Origin of the sequence: Streptomyces sp. CA-142005 (assembly GCF_050942335.1) — a bacterium.
Taxonomy (GTDB): domain Bacteria; phylum Actinomycetota; class Actinomycetes; order Streptomycetales; family Streptomycetaceae; genus Streptomyces.
Map to the genome: position 1 here is coordinate 8,858,477 of NZ_CP192078.1, position 19,593 is coordinate 8,878,069.

At 73.3% G+C, this 19,593-nt stretch carries 23 protein-coding genes; 12 read left to right on the plus strand and 11 right to left on the minus strand.

Annotated features, from left to right (window positions below):
- Positions 1-14 precede the first annotated feature (14 nt).
- Complete coding sequence (locus tag ACQPXS_RS40800) at positions 15-1,010, plus strand: metalloregulator ArsR/SmtB family transcription factor (protein WP_433454561.1); 996 nt, start codon at positions 15-17, stop codon at positions 1,008-1,010.
- A gap of 68 nt (positions 1,011-1,078) precedes the next feature.
- Positions 1,079-1,960 carry an LLM class F420-dependent oxidoreductase gene (locus ACQPXS_RS40805; RefSeq protein WP_433454562.1) on the plus strand — a complete coding sequence of 294 codons (882 nt, stop codon included), beginning with the start codon at positions 1,079-1,081 and terminating at the stop codon, positions 1,958-1,960.
- A gap of 87 nt (positions 1,961-2,047) precedes the next feature.
- Here ACQPXS_RS40805 and ACQPXS_RS40810 read toward each other — a convergent pair whose 3' ends face one another.
- A complete protein-coding gene (locus ACQPXS_RS40810) occupies positions 2,048-2,611 on the minus strand; it encodes an NADPH-dependent FMN reductase (protein WP_390680179.1) in 564 nt (187 codons plus the stop codon).
- 100 nt (positions 2,612-2,711) lie between these two features.
- Here ACQPXS_RS40810 and ACQPXS_RS40815 point away from each other — a divergent pair, with 100 nt between their 5' ends.
- The gene (locus ACQPXS_RS40815; RefSeq protein WP_365324666.1) at positions 2,712-3,392 is read left to right on the plus strand and encodes a TetR/AcrR family transcriptional regulator; all 681 of its coding nucleotides are present in this window, start codon (positions 2,712-2,714) and stop codon (positions 3,390-3,392) included.
- Between the two features lie 152 nt (positions 3,393-3,544).
- On the opposite strand, the gene ACQPXS_RS40820 is transcribed toward ACQPXS_RS40815, so the two are convergent.
- Both ACQPXS_RS40820 and ACQPXS_RS40825 read right to left on the minus strand, forming a co-directional pair.
- Positions 3,545-4,690, minus strand: a complete 1,146-nt coding sequence (locus tag ACQPXS_RS40820; protein ID WP_433454563.1) for an FAD-dependent oxidoreductase — start codon at positions 4,688-4,690, stop codon at positions 3,545-3,547.
- Between the two features lie 18 nt (positions 4,691-4,708).
- Positions 4,709-5,371 (minus strand): TetR/AcrR family transcriptional regulator, encoded by a 663-nt coding sequence (locus ACQPXS_RS40825; protein ID WP_433454564.1) that lies wholly within the window; start codon positions 5,369-5,371, stop codon positions 4,709-4,711.
- A gap of 148 nt (positions 5,372-5,519) precedes the next feature.
- Between ACQPXS_RS40825 and ACQPXS_RS40830 the strand changes: the two genes are divergently transcribed.
- Positions 5,520-6,521 carry a LacI family DNA-binding transcriptional regulator gene (locus ACQPXS_RS40830; protein WP_433454565.1) on the plus strand — a complete coding sequence of 334 codons (1,002 nt, stop codon included), beginning with the start codon at positions 5,520-5,522 and terminating at the stop codon, positions 6,519-6,521.
- Between the two features lie 119 nt (positions 6,522-6,640).
- Entirely contained in the window at positions 6,641-8,077 is a 1,437-nt protein-coding gene (locus ACQPXS_RS40835) for an aldehyde dehydrogenase family protein (protein ID WP_433454566.1), read from the plus strand.
- 24 nt (positions 8,078-8,101) lie between these two features.
- Here ACQPXS_RS40835 and trxA read toward each other — a convergent pair whose 3' ends face one another.
- Entirely contained in the window at positions 8,102-8,485 is a 384-nt protein-coding gene (trxA, locus tag ACQPXS_RS40840) for a thioredoxin (RefSeq protein ID WP_356307164.1), read from the minus strand.
- 141 nt (positions 8,486-8,626) lie between these two features.
- Between trxA and ACQPXS_RS40845 the strand changes: the two genes are divergently transcribed.
- Positions 8,627-10,057: a dihydrolipoyl dehydrogenase family protein gene (locus ACQPXS_RS40845; RefSeq protein ID WP_433454567.1), complete on the plus strand. Its 1,431-nt coding sequence runs from the start codon at positions 8,627-8,629 to the stop codon at positions 10,055-10,057.
- 8 nt (positions 10,058-10,065) lie between these two features.
- Here the strand turns inward: ACQPXS_RS40845 and ACQPXS_RS40850 are convergent, their stop codons facing one another.
- Positions 10,066-10,710, minus strand: coding sequence for a peptide deformylase (locus ACQPXS_RS40850; protein ID WP_433454568.1), 645 nt, complete (start codon positions 10,708-10,710; stop codon positions 10,066-10,068).
- A gap of 137 nt (positions 10,711-10,847) precedes the next feature.
- On the opposite strand from ACQPXS_RS40850, the gene ACQPXS_RS40855 reads away from it, so the two are divergent.
- Together ACQPXS_RS40855 and ACQPXS_RS40860 are read left to right on the plus strand one after the other, a co-directional pair.
- On the plus strand, positions 10,848-11,270 hold the full coding sequence (locus ACQPXS_RS40855) for a BlaI/MecI/CopY family transcriptional regulator (protein ID WP_433454569.1): 423 nt from the start codon (positions 10,848-10,850) through the stop codon (positions 11,268-11,270).
- A 113-nt stretch (positions 11,271-11,383) separates the two neighbouring features.
- A complete protein-coding gene (locus ACQPXS_RS40860) occupies positions 11,384-11,629 on the plus strand; it encodes a hypothetical protein (RefSeq protein ID WP_433454570.1) in 246 nt (81 codons plus the stop codon).
- 64 nt (positions 11,630-11,693) lie between these two features.
- Here the strand turns inward: ACQPXS_RS40860 and ACQPXS_RS40865 are convergent, their stop codons facing one another.
- The 5 genes from ACQPXS_RS40865 to ACQPXS_RS40885 all read right to left on the minus strand — a co-directional run bounded on the left by ACQPXS_RS40865 (position 11,694) and on the right by ACQPXS_RS40885 (position 14,637).
- Positions 11,694-12,041: a tetratricopeptide repeat protein gene (locus ACQPXS_RS40865; protein ID WP_356307321.1), complete on the minus strand. Its 348-nt coding sequence runs from the start codon at positions 12,039-12,041 to the stop codon at positions 11,694-11,696.
- 85 nt (positions 12,042-12,126) lie between these two features.
- Positions 12,127-12,582 carry a MarR family transcriptional regulator gene (locus tag ACQPXS_RS40870; RefSeq protein WP_433454571.1) on the minus strand — a complete coding sequence of 152 codons (456 nt, stop codon included), beginning with the start codon at positions 12,580-12,582 and terminating at the stop codon, positions 12,127-12,129.
- Positions 12,579-13,067 carry a MarR family winged helix-turn-helix transcriptional regulator gene (locus ACQPXS_RS40875; RefSeq protein ID WP_433454572.1) on the minus strand — a complete coding sequence of 163 codons (489 nt, stop codon included), beginning with the start codon at positions 13,065-13,067 and terminating at the stop codon, positions 12,579-12,581. The genes ACQPXS_RS40870 and ACQPXS_RS40875 overlap by 4 nt, the downstream gene beginning before the upstream one ends.
- A 69-nt stretch (positions 13,068-13,136) precedes the next feature.
- Positions 13,137-13,829, minus strand: a complete 693-nt coding sequence (locus ACQPXS_RS40880) for a GNAT family N-acetyltransferase (protein WP_433454573.1) — start codon at positions 13,827-13,829, stop codon at positions 13,137-13,139.
- Positions 13,822-14,637: an alpha/beta fold hydrolase gene (locus ACQPXS_RS40885; RefSeq protein ID WP_433456171.1), complete on the minus strand. Its 816-nt coding sequence runs from the start codon at positions 14,635-14,637 to the stop codon at positions 13,822-13,824. Before ACQPXS_RS40885 ends, ACQPXS_RS40880 begins: the two co-directional genes overlap by 8 nt.
- Positions 14,638-15,320: 683 nt before the next feature.
- Here ACQPXS_RS40885 and ACQPXS_RS40890 point away from each other — a divergent pair.
- The 3 genes from ACQPXS_RS40890 to ACQPXS_RS40900 all read left to right on the plus strand — a co-directional run bounded on the left by ACQPXS_RS40890 (position 15,321) and on the right by ACQPXS_RS40900 (position 17,992).
- Positions 15,321-16,091, plus strand: a complete 771-nt coding sequence (locus tag ACQPXS_RS40890; RefSeq protein WP_433454574.1) for an MFS transporter — start codon at positions 15,321-15,323, stop codon at positions 16,089-16,091.
- A 355-nt stretch (positions 16,092-16,446) separates the two neighbouring features.
- Positions 16,447-16,926: an inorganic diphosphatase gene (locus tag ACQPXS_RS40895; protein ID WP_433454575.1), complete on the plus strand. Its 480-nt coding sequence runs from the start codon at positions 16,447-16,449 to the stop codon at positions 16,924-16,926.
- Between the two features lie 238 nt (positions 16,927-17,164).
- Positions 17,165-17,992: a ZIP family metal transporter gene (locus ACQPXS_RS40900; RefSeq protein ID WP_433454576.1), complete on the plus strand. Its 828-nt coding sequence runs from the start codon at positions 17,165-17,167 to the stop codon at positions 17,990-17,992.
- A 72-nt stretch (positions 17,993-18,064) separates the two neighbouring features.
- Here the strand turns inward: ACQPXS_RS40900 and ACQPXS_RS40905 are convergent, their stop codons facing one another.
- Positions 18,065-18,421 carry an ArsR/SmtB family transcription factor gene (locus ACQPXS_RS40905; protein WP_356307188.1) on the minus strand — a complete coding sequence of 119 codons (357 nt, stop codon included), beginning with the start codon at positions 18,419-18,421 and terminating at the stop codon, positions 18,065-18,067.
- 191 nt (positions 18,422-18,612) lie between these two features.
- Here ACQPXS_RS40905 and ACQPXS_RS40910 point away from each other — a divergent pair, with 191 nt between their 5' ends.
- A complete protein-coding gene (locus ACQPXS_RS40910; protein ID WP_433456172.1) occupies positions 18,613-19,593 on the plus strand; it encodes a cation diffusion facilitator family transporter in 981 nt (326 codons plus the stop codon).

Genomic DNA, 19,593 nt, shown 5'->3' on the forward strand with positions numbered 1-19,593 from the left:
TAGCCGGGGGCTAAATGATCAGCTTCCGGCTCGGGGTCGACGACCTCGCCGACACCCGGTTCGCGATCTCGCCGCTCGGCGAGCTGATGGAGAGCCTGCGCGTCCTGCGGGCCCCCGCCCTGCACCCCCTGCACCGCGACTGGCGCCGCACCGTGCTCGCGGCCCTCGACCCCGCCGATCTGCCCCTGCTGGCGGCCCTGGTCGGTCCCGCCCTGGCCCTGCCCGACTTCCTGACGCCCCGCCCCACCCGCTACGCCCCCACGCTGGACGAGGAGTTGACCGTCGTACGGGCCACGCCCCCGGACGTCGTACGACGCGACCTGCGCGCCGCGTACGCCCCGCGTCCGCTCCCCGGCCCGCTGCGGCCGGCCGCCGAGCCCGGTGACGGCGCTGCCCTCGAACTCCTCGACGCCCTCTGCTCGGTGCTGCGCCGGTACTGGCAGACCGCCCTGCTGCCCCACTGGCCCCGGATCCGGCTCGTGCTGGAGGCCGACATCACGCACCGCGCGGGCCTGCTCGCCACCGGCGGTGCCCGGTCGCTGTTCTCCGGTCTGCATCCCAACCTCGGCTGGCGGGACGGCGTCCTGACCATCGACAAGATGATCGGCCGGCACGCGGTCGACGGCGCCGGGCGGGGGCTGCGGCTCGTCCCCTCGGTGTTCGCGCACAAGCCGGCGCCCCCGATCAGCGCCGACGCGCCGCCGATGCTCGCCTACCCGGGCCGGGGCACCGCCACCCTGTGGGAACCGGAACCCGCGCCCGACGCCTCCGCGCTCACCGCCCTGCTCGGCGCACCCCGCACCACCTTGCTGCGGCTGCTCGCCGAACCCCTGCCCACGGTGGAACTCGCCCGCCGGCTCGGCGTGACCCCGAGCGCCGTCTCCCAGCACCTGCGGGTACTGGACGCCACGGGCCTGGTGACCCGCGCCCGGGACGGCCGACGGGTGCTGTACCGGCGCAGCGCGCTGGCCGAGCGGCTGGTGTCCGGCGGGTCTCCCGTGCGCCGTTGACTTCGAGAGCGCTCCAGCACCTAGCGTCGGTGGCCTCGACCAACGGGTCCGGACGGACGGAGACGGCCATGCGCGTGGGTGTACACATCAACCGGTTCGACCATCCCGGGGGCGGGCCCGCGCTCGGCGCCGAACTCGCCGCCGCCGGGGCCGCCGCCGAGGTGGCCGGGGTGAGCTGGCTGTCGGTGATGGACCACTACTTCCAGATGGAGTTCAACGGCGGCGCCGAGGCTCCCATGCTGGAGGCCTACACCACGCTCGGCTACCTCGCCGCCCACACCTCCACCGTGCGGCTCGGCGCCCTGGTGACGGGGGTGACGTACCGCCGTCCCGGACTGCTCGCGAAGATCGCCACCACGCTCGACGTCCTGTCCGGCGGCCGGGCCACGCTGGGCATCGGGGCCGCCTGGTACGACCGTGAGCACCATGGCCTCGGTGTGCCGTACCCGCCGCTCGCGGAACGTTTCGAGCGGCTGGAGGAGACGCTGCGGATCTGTCTGCAGATGTGGGACCCGGAGGACAACGGCCCGTTCGAGGGCCGGCACTACCGGCTGGCGGAGACCCTGTGCGTGCCCGCGCCGGTGAGCACCCCGCACCCGGAGATCATGATCGGCGGCGGGGGAGAGAAGAAGACCCTGCGCCTGGTGGCCCGGTACGCCGACGCCTGCAACGTCATCCCGTCCTCGGCCGAGGAACTGCGCCACAAGCTGGAAGTGCTGCGCGGCCACTGCGAGAGCGCCGGACGGGACTACGACAGCATCCGCAAGACCGTCGCCTACACCGGCGAGCCCGCCACCACGGGCGACCTCGACGGCTTCCTGCGGGACGTGGAGGGCTACAGCAAGCTCGGCATCGACACGGTGATCCTCTGCCCGCGGCTCGGCGCGACCTCCGCGTGGATGGAGCGCTTCACGGCCCCGGCGGTGGAGCGACTGGCGGGCCTCGACTGAGCCACGCGATGCCGAACGCCGACCGGGTGACGCGGACGCGAGAAGGGGCCGGACGGATCCGGCCCCTTGGCGGTGCGCGCGTACGGCTCAGGCGGCCGCGACCTCGCCCACGTTGCCGTGCAGACGGGCGACGACCTCGGTCAGCTGGGCGGCGACCTCGGCGTCGTCCACCGGGTGGGTCTCGGCGAAGCGGGTCAGGGAGCCCGGGATGGACAGCTTGATGTCCTCGATCACCTTGCCGCCGGCGATGCCCACGGCCTTGCGGGCCTCGTCCTGCGCCCACACGCCGCCGTACTGGCCGAACGCGGTGCCGATCACGGCGACCGGCTTGCCGCCGAAGGCGCCGGCGCCGTACGGGCGGGACAGCCAGTCGATGGCGTTCTTCAGGACGGCCGGGATGGTGCCGTTGTACTCGGGGGAGAAGAGCAGGAAGGCGTCGGCGGCCTGCGCGGCCTCGCGCAGCTTGGCGGCGGTGGCCGGCACGCTGCCCTCGACGTCGATGTCCTCGTTGTAGAAGGGGATGTCGGCCAGGCCGTCGAACACCTCGACCTCGGCGCCCTCCGGAGCGAGCTTGACAGCGGCCTCGGCGAGCTGGCGGTTGGTCGAACCGGCGCGAAGGCTGCCGACGAGCGCGAGGATGCGAACAGACATGGGAACTCCAAGGGGCTGAAACATCGCCGTTACGATCCGGACCGAGGTCCGTTTAGCTTTTGTACCACCGTAAGCGGACCGTGGTCCAGTTCTGTTCCCCATGCTTTACGCTGTCTTCATGCCCAGCGCGCTGCCGCCGTTTCCGCCACCTCAAGAGCCCCTTGACGCCCCCCAGTTGATCGAGGTCGGCATGGGGCCCGAGGAGCCGTGCCTGCGCGCCGACGCGGCGCGCAACCGGGCCCGGCTGCTGGAGGCCGCCGCCCGGCTGATCGCGGAACACGGAGTGGCCGGGGTCACCATGGAGGCGGTCGCGGTGGCGGCCCAGGTGGGCAAGGGGACGGTCTTCCGCCGCTTCGGCGACCGGACGGGTCTGCTGATGGCCCTGCTCGACCACTCGGACCGGCAGCTGCAGGCCGACTTTCTGGGCGGGCCGCCGCCGCTGGGGCCCGGAGCACCGCCGCTGGACCGGCTGCGGGCGTTCGGCGTGGCGGTGCTGTACCGCTCGGTCGAGCGGCTCGACCTGCAGCTCGCCGCGCAGCCGGAACCCACCCGCCGGTTCTCCCACCCGGCGGTCACCGCGCTGCGCACGCACGTCACGATGCTGCTGCGGCAGATCGTGCCGGACGCCGACTGCGAACTGCTGTCCCAGACCCTGCTCAACTCCCTCGACCCGGCCCTGATCCACCACCAGACCAAGCAGTGCGGCATGCCCATGGCCCGACTGGAGGCCGGCTGGATCGACCTGGTCGCCCGAGTCACGGGCACCCGCCCACCCGACTGACCCCGGTCCGACCCCACCCGACGACAACGCCTGCCGAGCGCGGCCGCTGGGCGACGTGTGGCAGCCCGGCCGAGCCTGCACCCGGCGGACCGCATTCGGTCGCTTCGCTGAGCGCCGATCCGCCCCCGCATGGGCCCCCGTTCGAGCGTCTCTCAGCCGCTCAACCCCGTGAACATGTCGAGCAGCCCCTGTGGTGCGTCCGGGCGGAACAGCAGCGTGGTGTTTCGCGCCGACTCCGCTGCGGATGTCTCGGCGCGGCGGAACATGCGGTCCTCGTAGGCGGTCAGCGCGGTCTCGGTGTCGTCGGGGTGGGCGGCCAGGGCGCGGCCCAGTTCGGCGCCGTCGAGCAGGGCCAGGTTGGCGCCCTCGCCCGCGAAGGGGGACATCAGATGGGCCGCGTCCCCGAGCAGGGTGACCCCGGGCACACGGTCCCAGCGGTGGCCGACCGGCAGCGCGTGTATCCGCCGCGGCACCAGCGGTCCGTCCGCGTCGGCGACCAGGCCCCGCAGGCTCTCGGCCCAGCCGTCGAACTCCTTCAGCACCGCCGCCTTCGCCGCCTCCGTGTCGTCGAAGTCGATGCCGTCCAGCCAGTCCTCCGGCGCCTCGACGGCCGCGTACACATGCAGACTGCCGTCGGTCTCGCGGTGCCCGAGGAAGCCCCGGCCCGCGCCGAGCGCGAAGAGCATCCCGCCGCCGACGACCGCCGCGCTCTCCGGGTGGCGCCGATCCGCCTCCAGCAGGTCGGCCTCGACGAAGGACACCCCCGTGTACGCGGGCCGGGCAGGGGAGAGGAGCGGGCGGACGCGGGACCACGCGCCGTCCGCGCCGACCAGCAGGTCCGTGGTGAACACGGTGCCGTCGGCCAGCGCGACCTCGTGCCGGCCCTCGCCCAGGGGGCGGGCGCCGGTGACCTTGGCGCCCCAGCGGACCGTGCCCTCGGGCAGCGAGCCGAGCAGCAGCTCGCGCAGGTCGCCGCGGTCGATCTCGGGCCGGCCGCCGGCGCCGTCGTCCTCCTCGGCGAGCCGCACGGTGGCGTGCCGGTCCAGGACACGCAGGGCCTGGCCGCCGGGGTGGACCAGCTTCAGGAACTCCTCGTGCAGCCCGGCCGCCCGCAGCGCCTCCTGGCCGGAGTCGTCGTGGATGTCGAGCATGCCGCCCTGGGTCCGGGCGCTCGGCGCGGGGTCCAGGTCGAACAGGGCGGCGTCTATGCCGTGGACGTGCAGGACACGGGCGAGCGCGAGCCCGCCGAGGCCCGCGCCGACGACGGTGATCGGTTGGTGGGGACGGCTGGTGGTCATGGGGGCCTCCTGGCCGGGTCAGTCGGGTACGGCGGTGCGCTCGATGCCGTTGATCAGGGTCTGGAAGGCCCACGAGAGGCGGGCCCCGGGGGCGCCGGAGAGCAGTGCCCCGGCGCTCGCGGCGATGTGCGGATAGGTGTCGGCCGGCGCCTCGCGCAGGGCGCCGGCCAGCGCCTGCAACTCGCCCTGGGAGTCCTCCCCGGCGTGCTCGGCGGCGGTCGCGGTGGCGTGCTGCAGCAGCAGGTCGACGCCCCACGCGGCCTGGGCCCGCGGCACCCCGCCCGACTGGAGCAGCTCCAGCAGGGTCTCGATGAGCCGCAGATAGTTCGGGCCGCTCGGCCACGCGGTCAGTGCCGAACGGGCCAGGCTCGGATGCTCCAGGAGCATCGCGGTGTAGTCGGTGAGCACCTTCTCCAGCCGCTCCCGCCAGTCGCCCTCGGCCGGGACCGGGCCGAGCGTGCCGAGGAGCTCGTCCAGGACGGCCGCGTGCAGCTCGTCGGTGTTGCGGACGTAGACGTACAGCGAGGCCGGGCCGGTGTCGAGTTCCTGTGCCAGCCGCCGCATGGTCACCTTGCGCAGTCCTTCCGCGCGCAGGATCGCGACGGCGGCGGCGACGATGCCCTCCCGTGTCAGGGCGGGCTTGGCGGGACGCTCACGGCGGGAACGGGGAGCAGCGGTCATGCCTCTACGGTAACGAACATGTTCGTTGCGAACAAGTTCGTGACGAACGCGTTCGCGCCAGCACCGCCGCTCCCGATTTCGTCGAACCGTGAACCACGTCGCCCCGCCGCCTGCCGGCCCCGGCCCCTCTGCCAAGATGCGGTCTGTCATGGTGCAGATACCGAACACGCCCACGAGTGCCGATGTGGCCCGCCTGGCGGGCGTCTCGCGCGCGACCGTGTCCTACGTCCTCAACAACACCAGCGCCGTACGGATCAGCGAACCGACGCGCCGCCGCGTGCGCGAGGCCGCGCGGGAACTGGGGTACGTCCCCCACGCCGCCGCCCGCAGTCTGCGCGCCGGACACAGCCGTATGGTCCTCATGCCCGCCCCGGCGATCCCGGTGGGCCCGCTCTACAGCCGGTTCCTCGGCGATCTGCAGCGGGAGCTGGGAAGGCTCGACTACACCGTCGTGCAGTACGGCACCGTCGGCCTCCAGGGCGACGAAGCCGCCCGCGCCTGGGCGGAGTTGCGGCCGGTCGCCGTCCTGGTGCCCGGCGCGGGACTCGGGCCGCAGGGCGTCGGGGTCCTCAAGCGCTCCGGTGCCCGGGCCGTGGTCACCCTCGGCCCCGGACGCGTCGACGGCGCGCACGCCCTGCTCATGGACCACGACGCCGTCGGCGCGTGTGCGGGCGCCCATCTGTACGCCCGGGGCCGGCGGCGGATCGGTGTCGTGGTGCCCGAGGAGTCCGGCCTGGAGGCCTTCTCCCGGCCCCGGCTCGCCGGTGTGCGTCAGGCGCTGCGCGGCAAGGACGCCGCCGTCACGGAGCTCCCGCTCGCGTACACGGAGGAATCCGCCGCCCGACTCGCCGCCGACTGGCGGGAGTTGGGGCTGGACGCGGTGTTCGCCTACAACGACGAGTACGCGATGCTCCTGATGCGTGCCCTGCAGGACGCGGGTGTGCGCGTCCCCGAGGACGTGGCGGTGATCGGCGCCGACGACCTGATGCTCGGCCGGCTGCTGCGGCCCCGCCTCAGCACGGTGCACATCGAACTGCCCTCGGGCCGCGGCCTCGCCGAACTGGTCGACCGGGCGGTCCGTGACCCCGGTGCCGAGCCGGAGGTGCACAAGGTCCTGGGCGCCTCGGTGATCCGGCGCGAGTCCAGCTGACCCGCTCCTCGGCCGTCGCCCGGCTTCCGGATCACCGTGTCCGCGATGTAGTTTCGCGCTCAACCAAGTAGCGTCGGGGCAGGAGTTCCGTACCGCCCGGCGATCGATCGGAGAGCCGTATGCCGCTGCTCGACCCGAAGACCTGGCAGGACCGCAGCCTTGCCGGACCTGCCCACACCGTCACCGAGCCCGCCACCGGCGACGCGCTCGGCACCGTCACCCTCGCCGCTCCCGGGGACGTCGAACGCGCCGCGCAGACGGCCCGTGCCGCCCAGGCCGGCTGGGCCCGCACGCCGCACTTCGAGCGGGCCCGGGTGCTGCGCAGGGCGGGGGACCTGTTCACCGAGCACGCCGACGAACTGCGCGAGTGGCTGGTGCGCGAGTCCGGATCCATCCCGGGCAAGGCGGACTTCGAACTCCATGTGGCCGCCCAGGAGTGCTACGAGGCCGCCGCCCTCGCCTCCCGTCCGACCGGCCAGGTGCTGCCCAGCGAGGCCCCCCGGCTGTCGTACACCCGCCGGGTCCCGGTCGGCGTGGTGGGCGTGATCTCCCCGTTCAACGCGCCGCTGATCCTGTCCATCCGCTCCGTCGCGCCGGCCCTCGCGCTCGGCAACGCCGTGGTCCTCAAGCCGGATCCGCGCACCGCCGTCTGCGGCGGCCTCGCCCTCGCCGCCGTCTTCGCGGCGGCCGGCCTGCCCGAGGACCTGCTGCGGGTGCTGCCCGGCGGCGCGGAGACGGGCCGGGCGCTGGTGGAGGATCCGCTCGTCCCCGTCATCTCCTTCACCGGATCCACCGCGGCGGGCCGCGCCGTCGGCGAGGCGGCCGGCCGCCACCTGAAGCGGGCCCACCTCGAACTCGGCGGAAACTCGGCCCTGATCGTGCTGGAGGACGCCGACCTCGACGCCGTGATCTCCACGGCGGCCTGGGGCTCGTTCTTCCACCAGGGCCAGATCTGCATGACGACCGGACGCCACCTCGTGCACGCCTCGCTGTACGACGAGTACGTCGAACGGCTCGCCGCCAAGGCCGACTCGCTCGCCGTCGGCGACCCCCACCGCGAGCAGGTCCACCTGGGCCCGGTCATCGACGCGGGACAGCTCGCCAAGATCGACGGCCTGGTGCGCACGAGCACCGCCCGCGGCGCGAAACTCGCCGCGGGCGGCACCCATGAACAGCTCTTCTACCGGCCGACCGTACTGGCCGACGCCGGTGACCACACCCCGGCCTACGCCGAGGAGGTCTTCGGCCCGGTCGCACCGGTCCGCTCCTTCACCACCGCCGACGAGGCGGCGGCGCTCGCCGCGGACACCCCCTACGGCCTCTCCCTCGGCATCGTCACCCGGGACACCGCCCGCGCCCTCGACCTCGCCGAGCGGATCCCCACCGGCATCGTCCACGTCAACGACCAGACGGTGAACGACGAGGCGGTGGCCCCCTTCGGCGGCGTCGCCGCGTCCGGCACGGGCGCCCGCTTCGGCGGCGAGGCCAACCTGGAGGCCTTCACCGAGCTGCGCTGGACGACCGTACGCGGCGACGTGGCGCCGTACCCCTTCTAGGGGCGGCCGTACCCGGGCCGGGGACTACTGCGCGGTGCCCCCCTGGGCCTCCTGCGCCGCGATGTCCTTGCGGACCTGGTCCATGTCCAGCTTCCGGGCCTGACCGATGAGGTCCGTCAGCGCGGGCTCGGGCAGCGCGCCCGGCTGGGCGAATACGGCCACCTTGTCCCGCACGATCATCAGCGTCGGGATCGACTGGATGCCGAAGGCCGCGGCCAGCTCCGGCTGGGCCTCGGTGTCCACCTTGCCGAAGACAAGGTCCGGGTTGTCCTCGGCGGCCTTCTCGTACACGGGTGCGAACTGGCGGCACGGCCCGCACCAGGCAGCCCAGAAGTCGATCAGAACGAAGTCGTTGTCGGTGACCGTCTGGTCGAAGTTGTCCTTGGTCAGCTCCACAGTGCTGCTCATGGCGTGAGTCCCTCTTCCTGGTGTGGGGTGTGCCGACGGGGGAAACACGGCCGCCGGACCGCCTATTCCACACGTGCACGTCTGTGTTCCGCGCGCGTACCCGTGTGGCCGTCGCGCACACCACCCACCAGACTGAACCCCATGACGGAAACGGAATCCATCGCGTACGACGTCGTGGTGCTCGGGGCCGGGCCCGTGGGGGAGAACGTCGCCGACCGCACCCGTGCGGCCGGCCTCACCACCGCGGTCGTGGAGAGCGAGCTGGTCGGCGGCGAGTGCTCCTACTGGGCGTGCATGCCCAGCAAGGCCCTGCTCCGGCCGGTGCTCGCCCAGGCGGACGCCCGCCGGCTGCCCGGCCTCGCCCAGGCGGTCCAGGGCCCCCTCGACACCCCGGCCGTCCTCGCCCGCCGGGACGAGTACACCTCCCACTGGAAGGACGACGGCCAGGTCGGCTGGCTCGACGGCATCGGCGCCGATCTGTACCGCGGCCAGGGGCGGCTCGCGGGCCCCCGCACGGTCACCGTGACGGCCCCCGACGGCACGGTCACCACCCTCACCGCCCGGCACGCCGTCGCCGTCGCCACCGGCACCCGCGCCCAGCTGCCCGACCTGCCCGGCCTCGCCGAGGTGAAACCGTGGACCAGCCGCGAGGCGACCAGCGCCAAGGCCGCCCCGGACCGGCTGATCGTCGTCGGCGGCGGCGTCGTCGCCACCGAGATGGCCACCGCCTGGCAGGCCCTCGGCTCCAGGGTCACCCTCCTGGTGCGCGGCAAAGGGCTGCTCAACCGCATGGAGCCGTTCGCCGGGGAACTGGTCGCCGAGGCGCTCACCGAGGCGGGCGCCGACGTCCGCACCGGCACCTCGGTGGAGTCCGTCTCCCGCGAGAACGGCACGGTCGTGGCCGTCACCGCCGCCGGCGACCGGATCGAGGCCGACGAGATCCTCTTCGCCACCGGCCGGATCCCGCACACCGACGACATCGGCCTCGACACGGTCGGCCTGGAACCCGGCTCCTGGCTGGACGTCGACGACACCCTCCGGGTGACCGGAACCGACTGGCTGTACGCGGTCGGCGACGTCAACCACCGCGCCCTCCTCACCCACCAGGGCAAGTACCAGGCCCGCATCGCGGGCGCCGCGATCGCCGCCCGCGCGGCCGGCGACTCCGTGGCGGACGAGTCCTGGGGCGCGCACGTGGCCACCGCCGACCACCACGCCGTCCCCCAGGTGGTGTTCACCGACCCCGAGGCCGCCGCGGTCGGCCTCTCCCTCGCCGAGGCCGAACAGGCCGGCCACCGCGTCCGCGCCGTCGACGTCGAGTTCTCCGCCGTCGCGGGCGCGGGCCTGTACGCCGACGGCTACAAGGGCCGTGCCCGCATGGTGGTCGATCTGGAGGACGAGATCCTGCGCGGCGTCACCTTCGTCGGGCCCGGCGTCGGCGAGCTCATCCACTCGGCGACCATCGCCGTCGCCGGCCGGGTCCCGGTCGGCCGGCTGTGGCACGCCGTCCCGTCGTATCCGACGCTGAGCGAGGTGTGGCTGCGGCTGCTGGAGGCCTACCGCGACAACTGACCGTCCGATTACGGCAGTTCGAACCCGAGGGCGTCGGCCGCCGCCCTCGGGGTCGGTGCGCTCCACAGCGCGGCGACCGCCTCGTTGGTCGACAGGGAGCGCGGCTCGGCGCGGTCCAGGTACAGCGTGCCGTCCAGGTGGTCCGTCTCGTGCTGCACGATCCGGGCGGGCCACCCGGTGAACACCTCGTCCAGGGCGCGCCCGTGCTCGTCCTCGGCGCGCAACCGCACCTCGGCGTGCCGGGCCACCACCGCCTGCCAGCCCGGCACGCTCAGGCAGCCCTCGAAGAACGCCGCACGAGCGGTGCCGACGGGCTCGTAGACGGGGTTGACCAGGACACGGAAGGGCTGCGGCACCCGGCCCCTGGCCACCGCGACCTCCTCGGGCACCGGCGCCGGATCCTCCATGACCGCGATCCTGAGCGGCACGCCGACCTGCGGTGCGGCGAGGCCCACGCCGGGCGCGGCGTGCATGGTGACGCGCAGGGCCTCCACGAAACGGGCCAGCAGGGCGGGGGCGAGCTGACCCTCGTACGGCTCGGTGCCGCGCCGCAGCACCGGCTGTCCGGCGGCGACGATGGGCAAGGGGCCGCCGGCGGCGAGGAGTTCCTCGACCCGCTCGGCGAACGGTGCGTGATCACGGAGAGAGGCCATCGCGTCAGCATGCCATGCCGGCCGGCCACCGACGGGGGCACCTGGTCGTGAGGCCGTGAAGCAGCGTGGTCCGACACGCCGGCGCCGACTCCGGCGTCCAGGCGATGAACAGGGCCACTCACGAGAGGGAACGGCACATGGCGCGGGAAGGCGGCCGGGCCCGGCGGCGCGGCCAGGGCGAGCTGGAGGGCCAGGTGCTCGGCGCGCTGCGCGAGGCGGACGGGCCGGTCACCGCCGCCTGGGTGCGGCAGCGCCTCGGCGGCGGCCTTGCCTACACCACCGTCGTCACGATCCTGACCCGGCTGCTGGCCAAGGACGTCGTCTCCCGCGAACGCCAGGGCCGGGCCTTCGTATGGACGCCGACCGCAGACGTGGCCCGTCTCGCCGCCCTGCGCATGCGCCGCCTGCTGGACGGCGAACGCGACCGCGAGGCGGTCCTCGCCAGCTTCGTCACCGCCCTGCCGCCCGGCGACGAGCAGATCCCGCGCGCCCTGCTCGACGCCGCGGACAGCGGTCTGCCGCGCTCCACGGACACGGGGGAGGGCCGTAGGGAAGACTGACGGCCCATGGGGGTCTTCGTCTTCCTGCCGCTGGTGCTGCCGCTGTCAAACACCGCCGCGCCTACGAGTCGGCCGCCCCGACCCCGCCCGACTGGCGGATCACCTGCTTTTTCGTGCACCGCGCCCGGCGTCGCTCGGGTGTGGCCTCGGCCGCGCTCGACGGCGCCCTGCGCGAGATCGCCCGGCTCGGCGGCGGCACGGTGGAGAGCTACCCGCAGGACACCGAGGGCACCCGGGTGTCCGCGTCCTTCCTGCACAACGGCACCCTCGCGCGGTTCGAGAGCAGGGGCTTCACCCGCACCCGGCGGCTGGGCAAGAACCACTGGGTGGTGACACGCACGGTACGGCCGTGCCCCTGAGGCATGCCGAGGGCCCGGTCCCTGCCGGGAACCGGGCCCTCGTTCCGCGGCTCCGCGCCGCGCCTCATTCCTGCGGGAAGTCGCCCGCGAGCGCCGAGGCGATCCGCAGATGCCGCTCCGCCTCCTCGTGCCGGGCCTGCCGCTGGAGCGTCCGGCCCAGCATCAGCCGGGCGTAGTGCTCCACCGGGTCTCGCTCGACGACGATCCGCAACTCGGCTTCCGCGCGGCGCAGTTGGGCCGAGTGGTAGTAGGCGCGGGCCAGCAGCAGCCGGGGTCCGGTCTGCTCCGGCACCTCCTCGACCAGCCCGGTCAGCACCCGCGCCGCGCCCGCGTAGTCCTTGGCGTCGAAGAACTGCTGCGCGCGCTCCCAGCGCTCGGCCGGTGTGCCGTGGTCGTAGTACGTGGTCTCCACTTGCGTCTCCACTCGTGACCTCCTTCGACGGCCACAACGGAACGCAGTTGTTCAATATTCCACTAACGGTGCCGGGGGTGGCGGCTCAACCCCTGCGGGCCTCCAGGGCGGCCAGTTCCGCGTTGGCGCGCTCGGTGATCAGGGTCAGCACCCGGCCGGTCACGGCGCGGTCCTCCTCGGAGAGGCCGGCGTAGATCCGGGCCGTCACCGGTGCCGTCTCGGCCGAGGTCTTGGCGTACAACTCCCGCCCGGCGTCGGTGATGTCCAGGCGGGACGCCTCCGCGGCGACGAGCAGCCCGGCCGCGACCAGTTCGTCGATCGTCTTGTGGGCGTCCGCCGCGTCGACCTTCAGTGCACCGGTCACGCCGTCGACCAGCGTGAGGCGCTCGACCGGCCCGTCCGCGACGGCGGCGAGCCGCAGGGTGACGTTCTGCTGGAAGGTGGTGCCGTAGGAGGCCAGCACGCGCTCCAGGACGGCGCGAGCGGCGTAGTGGGCGAGGGCGATGGTGCGCGGGTCGACCAGGGGTGCGCTGGTGGTCATGACTGCTCCGTCTCGTGATCGGTGGTGCCGAACGGGTCAAGCGGTGCGTCGAGCAGGATCGTCAGCTCCCGGGTGAACTCCCGTGCCCGCGGGCTGCCGAGGCCGCCGAGCGGCGCCAGCAGTTGCCGCAGCAGCCCCTGGACGACGTCGATCGCCTTCCGGGTGACCTCGCGTCCCTGCTCGGTGAGTTCCAGCTGCACGGCGCGCGGGTCGCCGGGGTCCCGGGTCCGCTGGAGCAGGCCGGCCGACTCGAGACCGCGGGCCAGCTTCGAGACGTACAGCGCCTCCAGGCCGGTGTGATCGGCGAGCCGGCGCTGGCTGGGTCGCAGACCGGAGTGATGCATGCCGTACAGCGACGCCACCAGTGCGTACTGCGCGTGGGTCAGTCCCAGCGGGGCCACGGCGCGGTCCACCGCGACCCGCCACTTCATGGACAACCGCCACACCAGGAATCCGGGCGTGGCTCGTTCGGAAGCCTTGCTCATGACAGATACCGTACATGGCTACTATGTACATGGCTACTATTTTCCGAAGGGCTGCCTGTGGTGAGCGGGTCAGGATGCCGGTGCCGAGGTGGCGGCGCTCCGGATCCGGGTCAGTCGCTGTTCGAGCCTCGTGCGGCAGTCGGGCCACTCCGCCGCGGTGATCGAGAAGATCGCGGAATCGCGGAGCAGGCCGTCCTCACCCGGCACCCACGACCGGGACCAGTTCCGCAGCACTCCCTCGAACCGTGCCCCCACGCCCTCGATCGCCGCCCGTGAACGGCCGTTGCGCGCGTCCGTCTTCAAGTCCACGCGCGCGACGCCCCAGTTCTCGAAAGCGTGCCGGAACAACAGGAACTTGGCCTCGGTGTTCAGTCCCGTGCCCTGCGCGGAGGCCGCCAGCCAGGTGAAGCCGACCTCGATCGCGCAGAGACCGTCACCGCTCGGCCAGGGACGCGGATCCCAGTAGGCGGTGGCCCCCACGGCCCGTCCCGACGACTTGTCCACCTGTGCGTACGGCGCCAGCTTCCCGGCGGCGGCACGGGCGTGCTGCAGGTCGATGTACTCCTCGACCTCGGCCGCCCGCGGCACCCAGGTGAACCCGTAGGCGCTCCGGTCCTCCTCGGCCGACGCGGCCAGGTCCGCGGCGTGGCGGTGGTCCAAGGGCTCCAGGCGCACGAGCCCTCCCTCGAGAACCGGGCCTTCCGGCGTGAAGCCGGCGCGCTCGTGCGCCGGTGGTGGCAGGAGCGGCTGCGGCTCAGTCATCGGGGCCCACCTGTGTGGTGAGGAAGTCCAGCAGGGCGGTGTTGAAGGCCTCGGGCTGCTCGGCGCCGGGCAGATGCCCCGCCTTCTCGATGACGGCCATGGCCGCGTGGGGGACGAGGCGGTGCATCGCCTCGGCATCCGCGACGGGCGTGTAGACGTCGTCCGCGCCGACGACGATCAGGACCGGTTCCCGTACCCCGGCCAACGTCTCCCGGTGGTCCGGGCGTTCGGCCCGCCCGCGCAGTGCCGCCGCTGCACCGCGGGGGTCGGTGGCGCGCATCATGTCCAGGACTCGCCCGGCGACATCCGGCATCGCGGTGACGTTGTACGGGGCCAGCATCTTGTCGATCACCTCGCCCGCGTAGCCGGCCATCCCCTCGGTGAGGAGCCTGTCGGCCAGCCGGTTGCGGAACTCCTTGCCCTCGTCGGTCTCGGCGGGGGCGGAGGTGTCGGACAGCACCAGGGCGCGCACCCGCCGCGGGTGACGGCGCTGGAACTCCATGGTGATCTGACCGCCCATGGACACACCGCCGACCACCGCTCGTCCGATGTCCAGGTGGTCGAGGAGCGCGGCGAGGTCGTCGGCGAAGTCGGAGAGGAAGACCTTGCCGGGGGTCACGCTGCTGCGGCCGTACCCCCGCAGGTCGGGGGTGACGACCCGGTAACCCGCCTCGGCCAGTGCCTTGGCCTGGGGCGCCCACAGCGTGCGGTTGAAGGGGTGCCCGTGGATCAGGAGCACCGGCAGCCCGGCCGAGGGCCCGAGGTCGTCGTAGTGGATGGTGGCGCCACGCAGGGCTACGGCGTTGATGTCAGGCACACGGACTCCATGATCGGCGGGTCGGCTGCGCGCAGCGTAAACCCTGCCCCCAGGGGCAAGGTCAACTCCCGCCCCCAGACGGTCGTCCGTGGCCTGCGATGCGAACTGCTCGTCGGCGATTGCTCCTCGGCACCGGGTCGTACGAGACGCCTGGTTCGGCGGAGGATGAGGCCGGTTTGTTCGCCGCCGCCGATGTCGTCGCCACCGTGGTGACCGGCCCGGTCGCGGCGTGCGTCGGGATGTCTGTCGCGGAGGCGCTGTGGACATGAATCAGCCGGTGTCCGAAAAACGGGAGACGGGCCGGCCGTCGGCGGGGATGGGGCCGTGGCGGTTCGTGGTCTGGTTCGGCACCGTCAGTCCGCTCGCGGACTTCGTGTACGAGGGCGCCCGCTCGATCACCGGCCCACTGCTCGCCTCGCTGGGCGCGTCCGCCCTAGTCGTCGGCGTGGTCACCGGCGCCGGTGAGGCGGCGGCGCTGGGATTGCGGCTGGTGTCGGGCCCGCTGGCCGACCGTACTCGCCGCTTCTGGGGGCTGGCGATCGCCGGGTACGCCCTGACGGTCGTCTCGGTGCCGCTACTGGGCGTCGCGGGGGTGCTGTGGGCCGCGTGCACGCTGGTGATCGCCTGGGGGTGCCCCCAGGCCGTTCAGGCACTGGGGGAGGGTCGGCAAGGCCGTGCGCTCGCCCGCCAAGGACACGCTGCTCTCGCACGCCACCGCCGCCACCGGGCGGGGCCGCGGCTTCGCCGTCCACGAGGCGATGGAACAGATCGGCGCTCTGGTCGGCCCGCTGCTGGTGACCGGGGTGCTCGCGCTGACCGGGAACGACTACGGCCCCGCGCTCGGTGTGCTCGCCATCCCCGGTGTCGCCGTACTGCTGCTTCTGTTCCGGCTGCGGGCCCGGATGCTGGACCCGGAAGCCTACGAACGCGAGGTGACGGCCGCAGCACCCACGACACCGCTCGGGCCGGACGGGCGACTTCCGAGGGCGTTCTGGACCTACGCCGGGTTCACGGCGGCCACCACCACCGGGTTCGCCACCTTCGGTGTGCTCTCCTACCACCTGGTCCAGGGCCATCTGCTGTCCGCCGCGTGGGTGCCGGTGCTGTACGCGGCGGCGATGGCCGTGGACGCCGTCGCGGCGCTGGCGACGGGCCGGCTGTACGACCGGCACGGCCCACGCGTGTTGATCGCCCTGCCCGTTCTCACGGCGGCCGTGGTGTGCCTGGCGTTCACCGACACGGTCGCCGTCGCGGTGGCCGGGTCGCTGGTGTGGGGCGCGGCCCTGGGCATCCAGGAGTCGACCCTGCGCGCGACGGTCGCGGACCTGGTGCCCAGCGGGCGGCGGGCGTCCGCGACGGCCTGTTCGCCGGCGTGGCCGGCGCGGCGAGCCTGGCCGGCGGCGCGCTCACGGGCGGCCTGTACGGCTACTCGATCCCCGTGCTGATCGCGGTGGTTGTCGCCGTCCAGGTGCCGGCCGTGGTGTTGCTGCTGGTCACCGGGACGAATCGCCGTTGAGGCACGGGCGCGCCGGGCCCGTTCCCGACGGACCGGTTCGGAAGCGGTCGGTCATCTCCTCGGCGCAGTCGATGAGTTGGTCGCTGGGGCAGGGTCTCGACCGCCATCGAGCAGCGACAGGCCGCTCTTGGCGCTCGGCCGGTTCGGACGGCGCTCTGTTGCCGCCCCGGCCGTCCGGCAGGAGACTGCTGGTATCCGGCGATGGGGCTCGCCGCCGACCGCACCGACGCGGTGCCGATGGCCTCTACCCGCTGACCACGCTCACGTCCGAGGAGGTCAGGGCCATGCCCCGGATCACCGTCGACATCGACGCCACCGCTTCCTCCACCATCCGCACGTCCGACGACGGCGCCTCCGGCCGCCTGACCTCGACGGGCTGGCCGGTCGGACACGGACGAGTTCCCGACACCCTCGACGACGACGGCCTGCCCCTGGACGCCCTGGTGCTGATGCCCGAACCCGCCCTGGCCGGCACCACCGTGCCCGCCTGGCCGCTGGGCGTCCTGCACCGCATCGGTGCACAGGCCGCGCCCGCCGCCCCGGTGCTGCTGTGCGTGGCCGAGGATCCTTCTTTCATCGACCTCGTCGACACCGACGACCTGCCCCGCTGGCACGCCGAGGCCGACGCCTGGGCCGCGGTTCTGGAACGCTTGCAGCGCCGGGCCGTCGGCCAGGTCGCCTACTGCGGCACCCGCGCCGAGGCCGAGCATCTGGTCAGCGACGCCCATCACGCCTACGAGCGGCTCACGGGATGCCTCGAATGACGGCTCACGGAACGCCCGCCACATAGGCGATCGCGTCCGTCGGCCGCCCCGGAGCGCCGCGACGGCTCGCCGAAGTCGCCCCGTCGCGCCGACACAGACCGGCAACGGGTCCGTCAAGATTCACCCAAGCGCCGCACAGGAAACCCTTAGGTGAGGCTCACCTAACCTATGCTCACGTGGTCCCCAGGCAGCCCGCCCCCACCAGGCCGCCACCAGAGCACGACCCGGAGTCCTCCCCATGTCCAGCGCCAACATCGCCCTGCTCGGCGCCATCGCGGGCCTCACCATCTACCTCGGCCTCCCGCTCGGCCGGCTGCGCACACCGACGCCCCGCCTGAGGGCCGGCCTGAACGCCGTCGCCATCGGCATCCTCGTCTTCCTCGTCTGGGACGTCCTCACCCACGCCTGGGAACCGGTCGACGAAGCGCTGAGCGACCACCGCTGGGCGACGGTCGCCTCCGGCGGACTCGTCCTCGCCGCCGGACTCGCGGTCGGCCTCGCCGGACTCGTGTACTACGACGCCTGGACCGCCCGCCGCCGAGCCGCCGCCGCGCGTCCCGCCGGTCCCGGCGCCGCCGTGGCCACGGAGCCGGCGCCGAAGACCCGCAGCCAGGCGGCCTCCCTCGCCCTGATGATCGCGACCGGCATCGGCCTGCACAACTTCGCCGAGGGCCTGGCCATCGGCAACTCCGCCGCCAAGGGCGAACTCTCCCTCGCCGTGCTGCTCATCATCGGCTTCGGCCTGCACAACGCCACCGAGGGCTTCGGCATCGTCGCCCCGCTCGCCGCCGAGGGGGAACGCCCCTCCTGGGCCGCCCTCCTCCGGCTCGGCCTGATCGGCGGCGGACCCACCTTCCTCGGCACCCTCGTCGGTCAGCACCTCGTCAACGACACGCTCTCCATCGCGTTCCTGGGTCTGGCCGCCGGCTCCATCCTCTACGTGGTCATCGAACTCCTCGCGGTGGCCCGCAAGGCCGACCTGAAGACGCTCACCACCTGGTGCATCCTCCTCGGTCTGCTCCTCGGCTTCGCCACGGACGCGGTGGTGACCGCGGCCGGAGCCTGAGCGCTCCCCGCCCGTCCGGCGGCCGCCGGGCCCCCTCGGCTTCCAGGATCGGCGCGCCTTCATGGCGGGGCGTCAGTCGTGCGGCGGAAGGTGGCCGATCTGGTGGTCGGCGATGTTCAGCGCCTCGTCGACCAGGCGGCGCAGATGTCCGTGCCGCAGGGCGTACACGACCCGGCGCCCCTCCTTCCGGGTGGTCACGAGCCCGGCCAGGCGCAGCCGGGCCAGATGCTGGCTGACCGACGTCCGTGAGGCGTCGGTCGCCCCCGTCAGCGTCGTGACGTCGGCCTCCCCCTCGCCGAGCCGCCGCAGCAGAGCCAGCCGGGTGCGGTCGGCGAGCAGGCCGAGCACCTCCACGGCGACCGCCAGGCGTTCGCCCTCGTCTGTCTGTTGCGAGGGGTGTGCACCTGATAGATGCATGCGTGCGTTCATACGCACATAATGGAGGGACAGCACTACCGGCGTCCACCTTCGGCCCGCCCGCCGTCGTCCGCGAAAGGCGCACCGTGAAAGAGCAGTCCCACACCCACGAGCCGCACGGGCACCACCACGATGGTCACGGTTACGGTCACGGCCACGTCCACGGCCATGACCACCCGCACGGAGGCGGGCGTTGGCCGAAGGTGCGGCACCAGCTCGCTCACCTGGTCACCCCGCACAGCCACGAGGCGATGGACAAGGTCGACTCCGCGATGGAGACCTCCCGCGAGGGGATGCGCACGCTGTGGCTGTCGCTCGCCGTCCTCGGGGCGACCACCGTGGTCCAGGCGGTGATCGTGGCGGTGTCCGGGTCGGTCGCGCTGCTGGGCGACACCATCCACAACGCGGCCGACGCGCTCACCGCCGTACCGCTCGGCATCGCGTTCGCCCTCGGGCGGCGGGCCGCCAACCGCCGCTACACCTACGGATACGGCCGCGCCGAGGACCTGGCCGGCATCGCCATCGTGCTGACCATCGCGGCCTCCTCCGCGCTGGCCGCCTACGAGGCCGTCGACCGCCTGCTGCGCCCTCGCGACGTCGGCCATCTGTGGGCCGTCGCCCTTGCCGCGCTGGCCGGCTTCATCGGCAACGAGTGGGTGGCCCGCTTCCGCATCCGCACCGGCCGCAAGATCGGGTCCGCCGCGCTGGTCGCCGACGGCCTGCACGCCCGCACCGACGGCTTCACCTCCCTGGCCGTCCTGCTCGGCGCCGGCGGCGCCGCCCTCGGCTTTCGCTGGGCCGACCCGGTCGTCGGGCTGCTGATCACCGCCGCGATCCTCATGGTGCTCAAGGACGCCGCCCGCGAGGTCTACCGGCGCCTGATGGACTCCGTCGACCCCGCCCTGGTCGACCGTGCCGAGCGGGCCCTGCACACCGTCGAGGGCATCGAGCACGTCGGCTCGGTGCGGATGCGCTGGATCGGCCACTCCTTGCGCGCCGAGACCGACATCGTCGTCGACCCGCAGCTGAGCGTCGCCCGCGCCCACGCCATTGCGGTCGCGGCCGAACACGCCATGATCCATGCGGTGCCCCGGCTGACGGCCGCCACCGTACACACCGACCCGCACCCCACCGCCGGCACCGGCGATCCCCACGCGGCCCTCAGCCACCACGCCGCCCGATGA

Bases quoted from the DNA above. Each gene is read 5' to 3' on its own strand.
- ACQPXS_RS40800 (WP_433454561.1), top strand. From the start codon at position 15: ATGATCAGCTTCCGGCTCGGGGTCGACGACCTCGCCGACACCCGGTTC.
- ACQPXS_RS40805 (WP_433454562.1), top strand. From the start codon at position 1,079: ATGCGCGTGGGTGTACACATCAACCGGTTCGACCATCCCGGGGGCGGG.
- ACQPXS_RS40810 (WP_390680179.1), bottom strand. From the start codon at position 2,611: ATGTCTGTTCGCATCCTCGCGCTCGTCGGCAGCCTTCGCGCCGGTTCG.
- ACQPXS_RS40815 (WP_365324666.1), top strand. From the start codon at position 2,712: ATGCTTTACGCTGTCTTCATGCCCAGCGCGCTGCCGCCGTTTCCGCCA.
- ACQPXS_RS40820 (WP_433454563.1), bottom strand. From the start codon at position 4,690: ATGACCACCAGCCGTCCCCACCAACCGATCACCGTCGTCGGCGCGGGC.
- ACQPXS_RS40825 (WP_433454564.1), bottom strand. From the start codon at position 5,371: ATGACCGCTGCTCCCCGTTCCCGCCGTGAGCGTCCCGCCAAGCCCGCC.
- ACQPXS_RS40830 (WP_433454565.1), top strand. From the start codon at position 5,520: ATGGTGCAGATACCGAACACGCCCACGAGTGCCGATGTGGCCCGCCTG.
- ACQPXS_RS40835 (WP_433454566.1), top strand. From the start codon at position 6,641: ATGCCGCTGCTCGACCCGAAGACCTGGCAGGACCGCAGCCTTGCCGGA.
- trxA (WP_356307164.1), bottom strand. From the start codon at position 8,485: ATGAGCAGCACTGTGGAGCTGACCAAGGACAACTTCGACCAGACGGTC.
- ACQPXS_RS40845 (WP_433454567.1), top strand. From the start codon at position 8,627: ATGACGGAAACGGAATCCATCGCGTACGACGTCGTGGTGCTCGGGGCC.
- ACQPXS_RS40850 (WP_433454568.1), bottom strand. From the start codon at position 10,710: ATGGCCTCTCTCCGTGATCACGCACCGTTCGCCGAGCGGGTCGAGGAA.
- ACQPXS_RS40855 (WP_433454569.1), top strand. From the start codon at position 10,848: ATGGCGCGGGAAGGCGGCCGGGCCCGGCGGCGCGGCCAGGGCGAGCTG.
- ACQPXS_RS40870 (WP_433454571.1), bottom strand. From the start codon at position 12,582: ATGACCACCAGCGCACCCCTGGTCGACCCGCGCACCATCGCCCTCGCC.
- ACQPXS_RS40875 (WP_433454572.1), bottom strand. From the start codon at position 13,067: ATGAGCAAGGCTTCCGAACGAGCCACGCCCGGATTCCTGGTGTGGCGG.
- ACQPXS_RS40880 (WP_433454573.1), bottom strand. From the start codon at position 13,829: ATGACTGAGCCGCAGCCGCTCCTGCCACCACCGGCGCACGAGCGCGCC.
- ACQPXS_RS40895 (WP_433454575.1), top strand. From the start codon at position 16,447: ATGCCCCGGATCACCGTCGACATCGACGCCACCGCTTCCTCCACCATC.
- ACQPXS_RS40900 (WP_433454576.1), top strand. From the start codon at position 17,165: ATGTCCAGCGCCAACATCGCCCTGCTCGGCGCCATCGCGGGCCTCACC.
- ACQPXS_RS40905 (WP_356307188.1), bottom strand. From the start codon at position 18,421: ATGAACGCACGCATGCATCTATCAGGTGCACACCCCTCGCAACAGACA.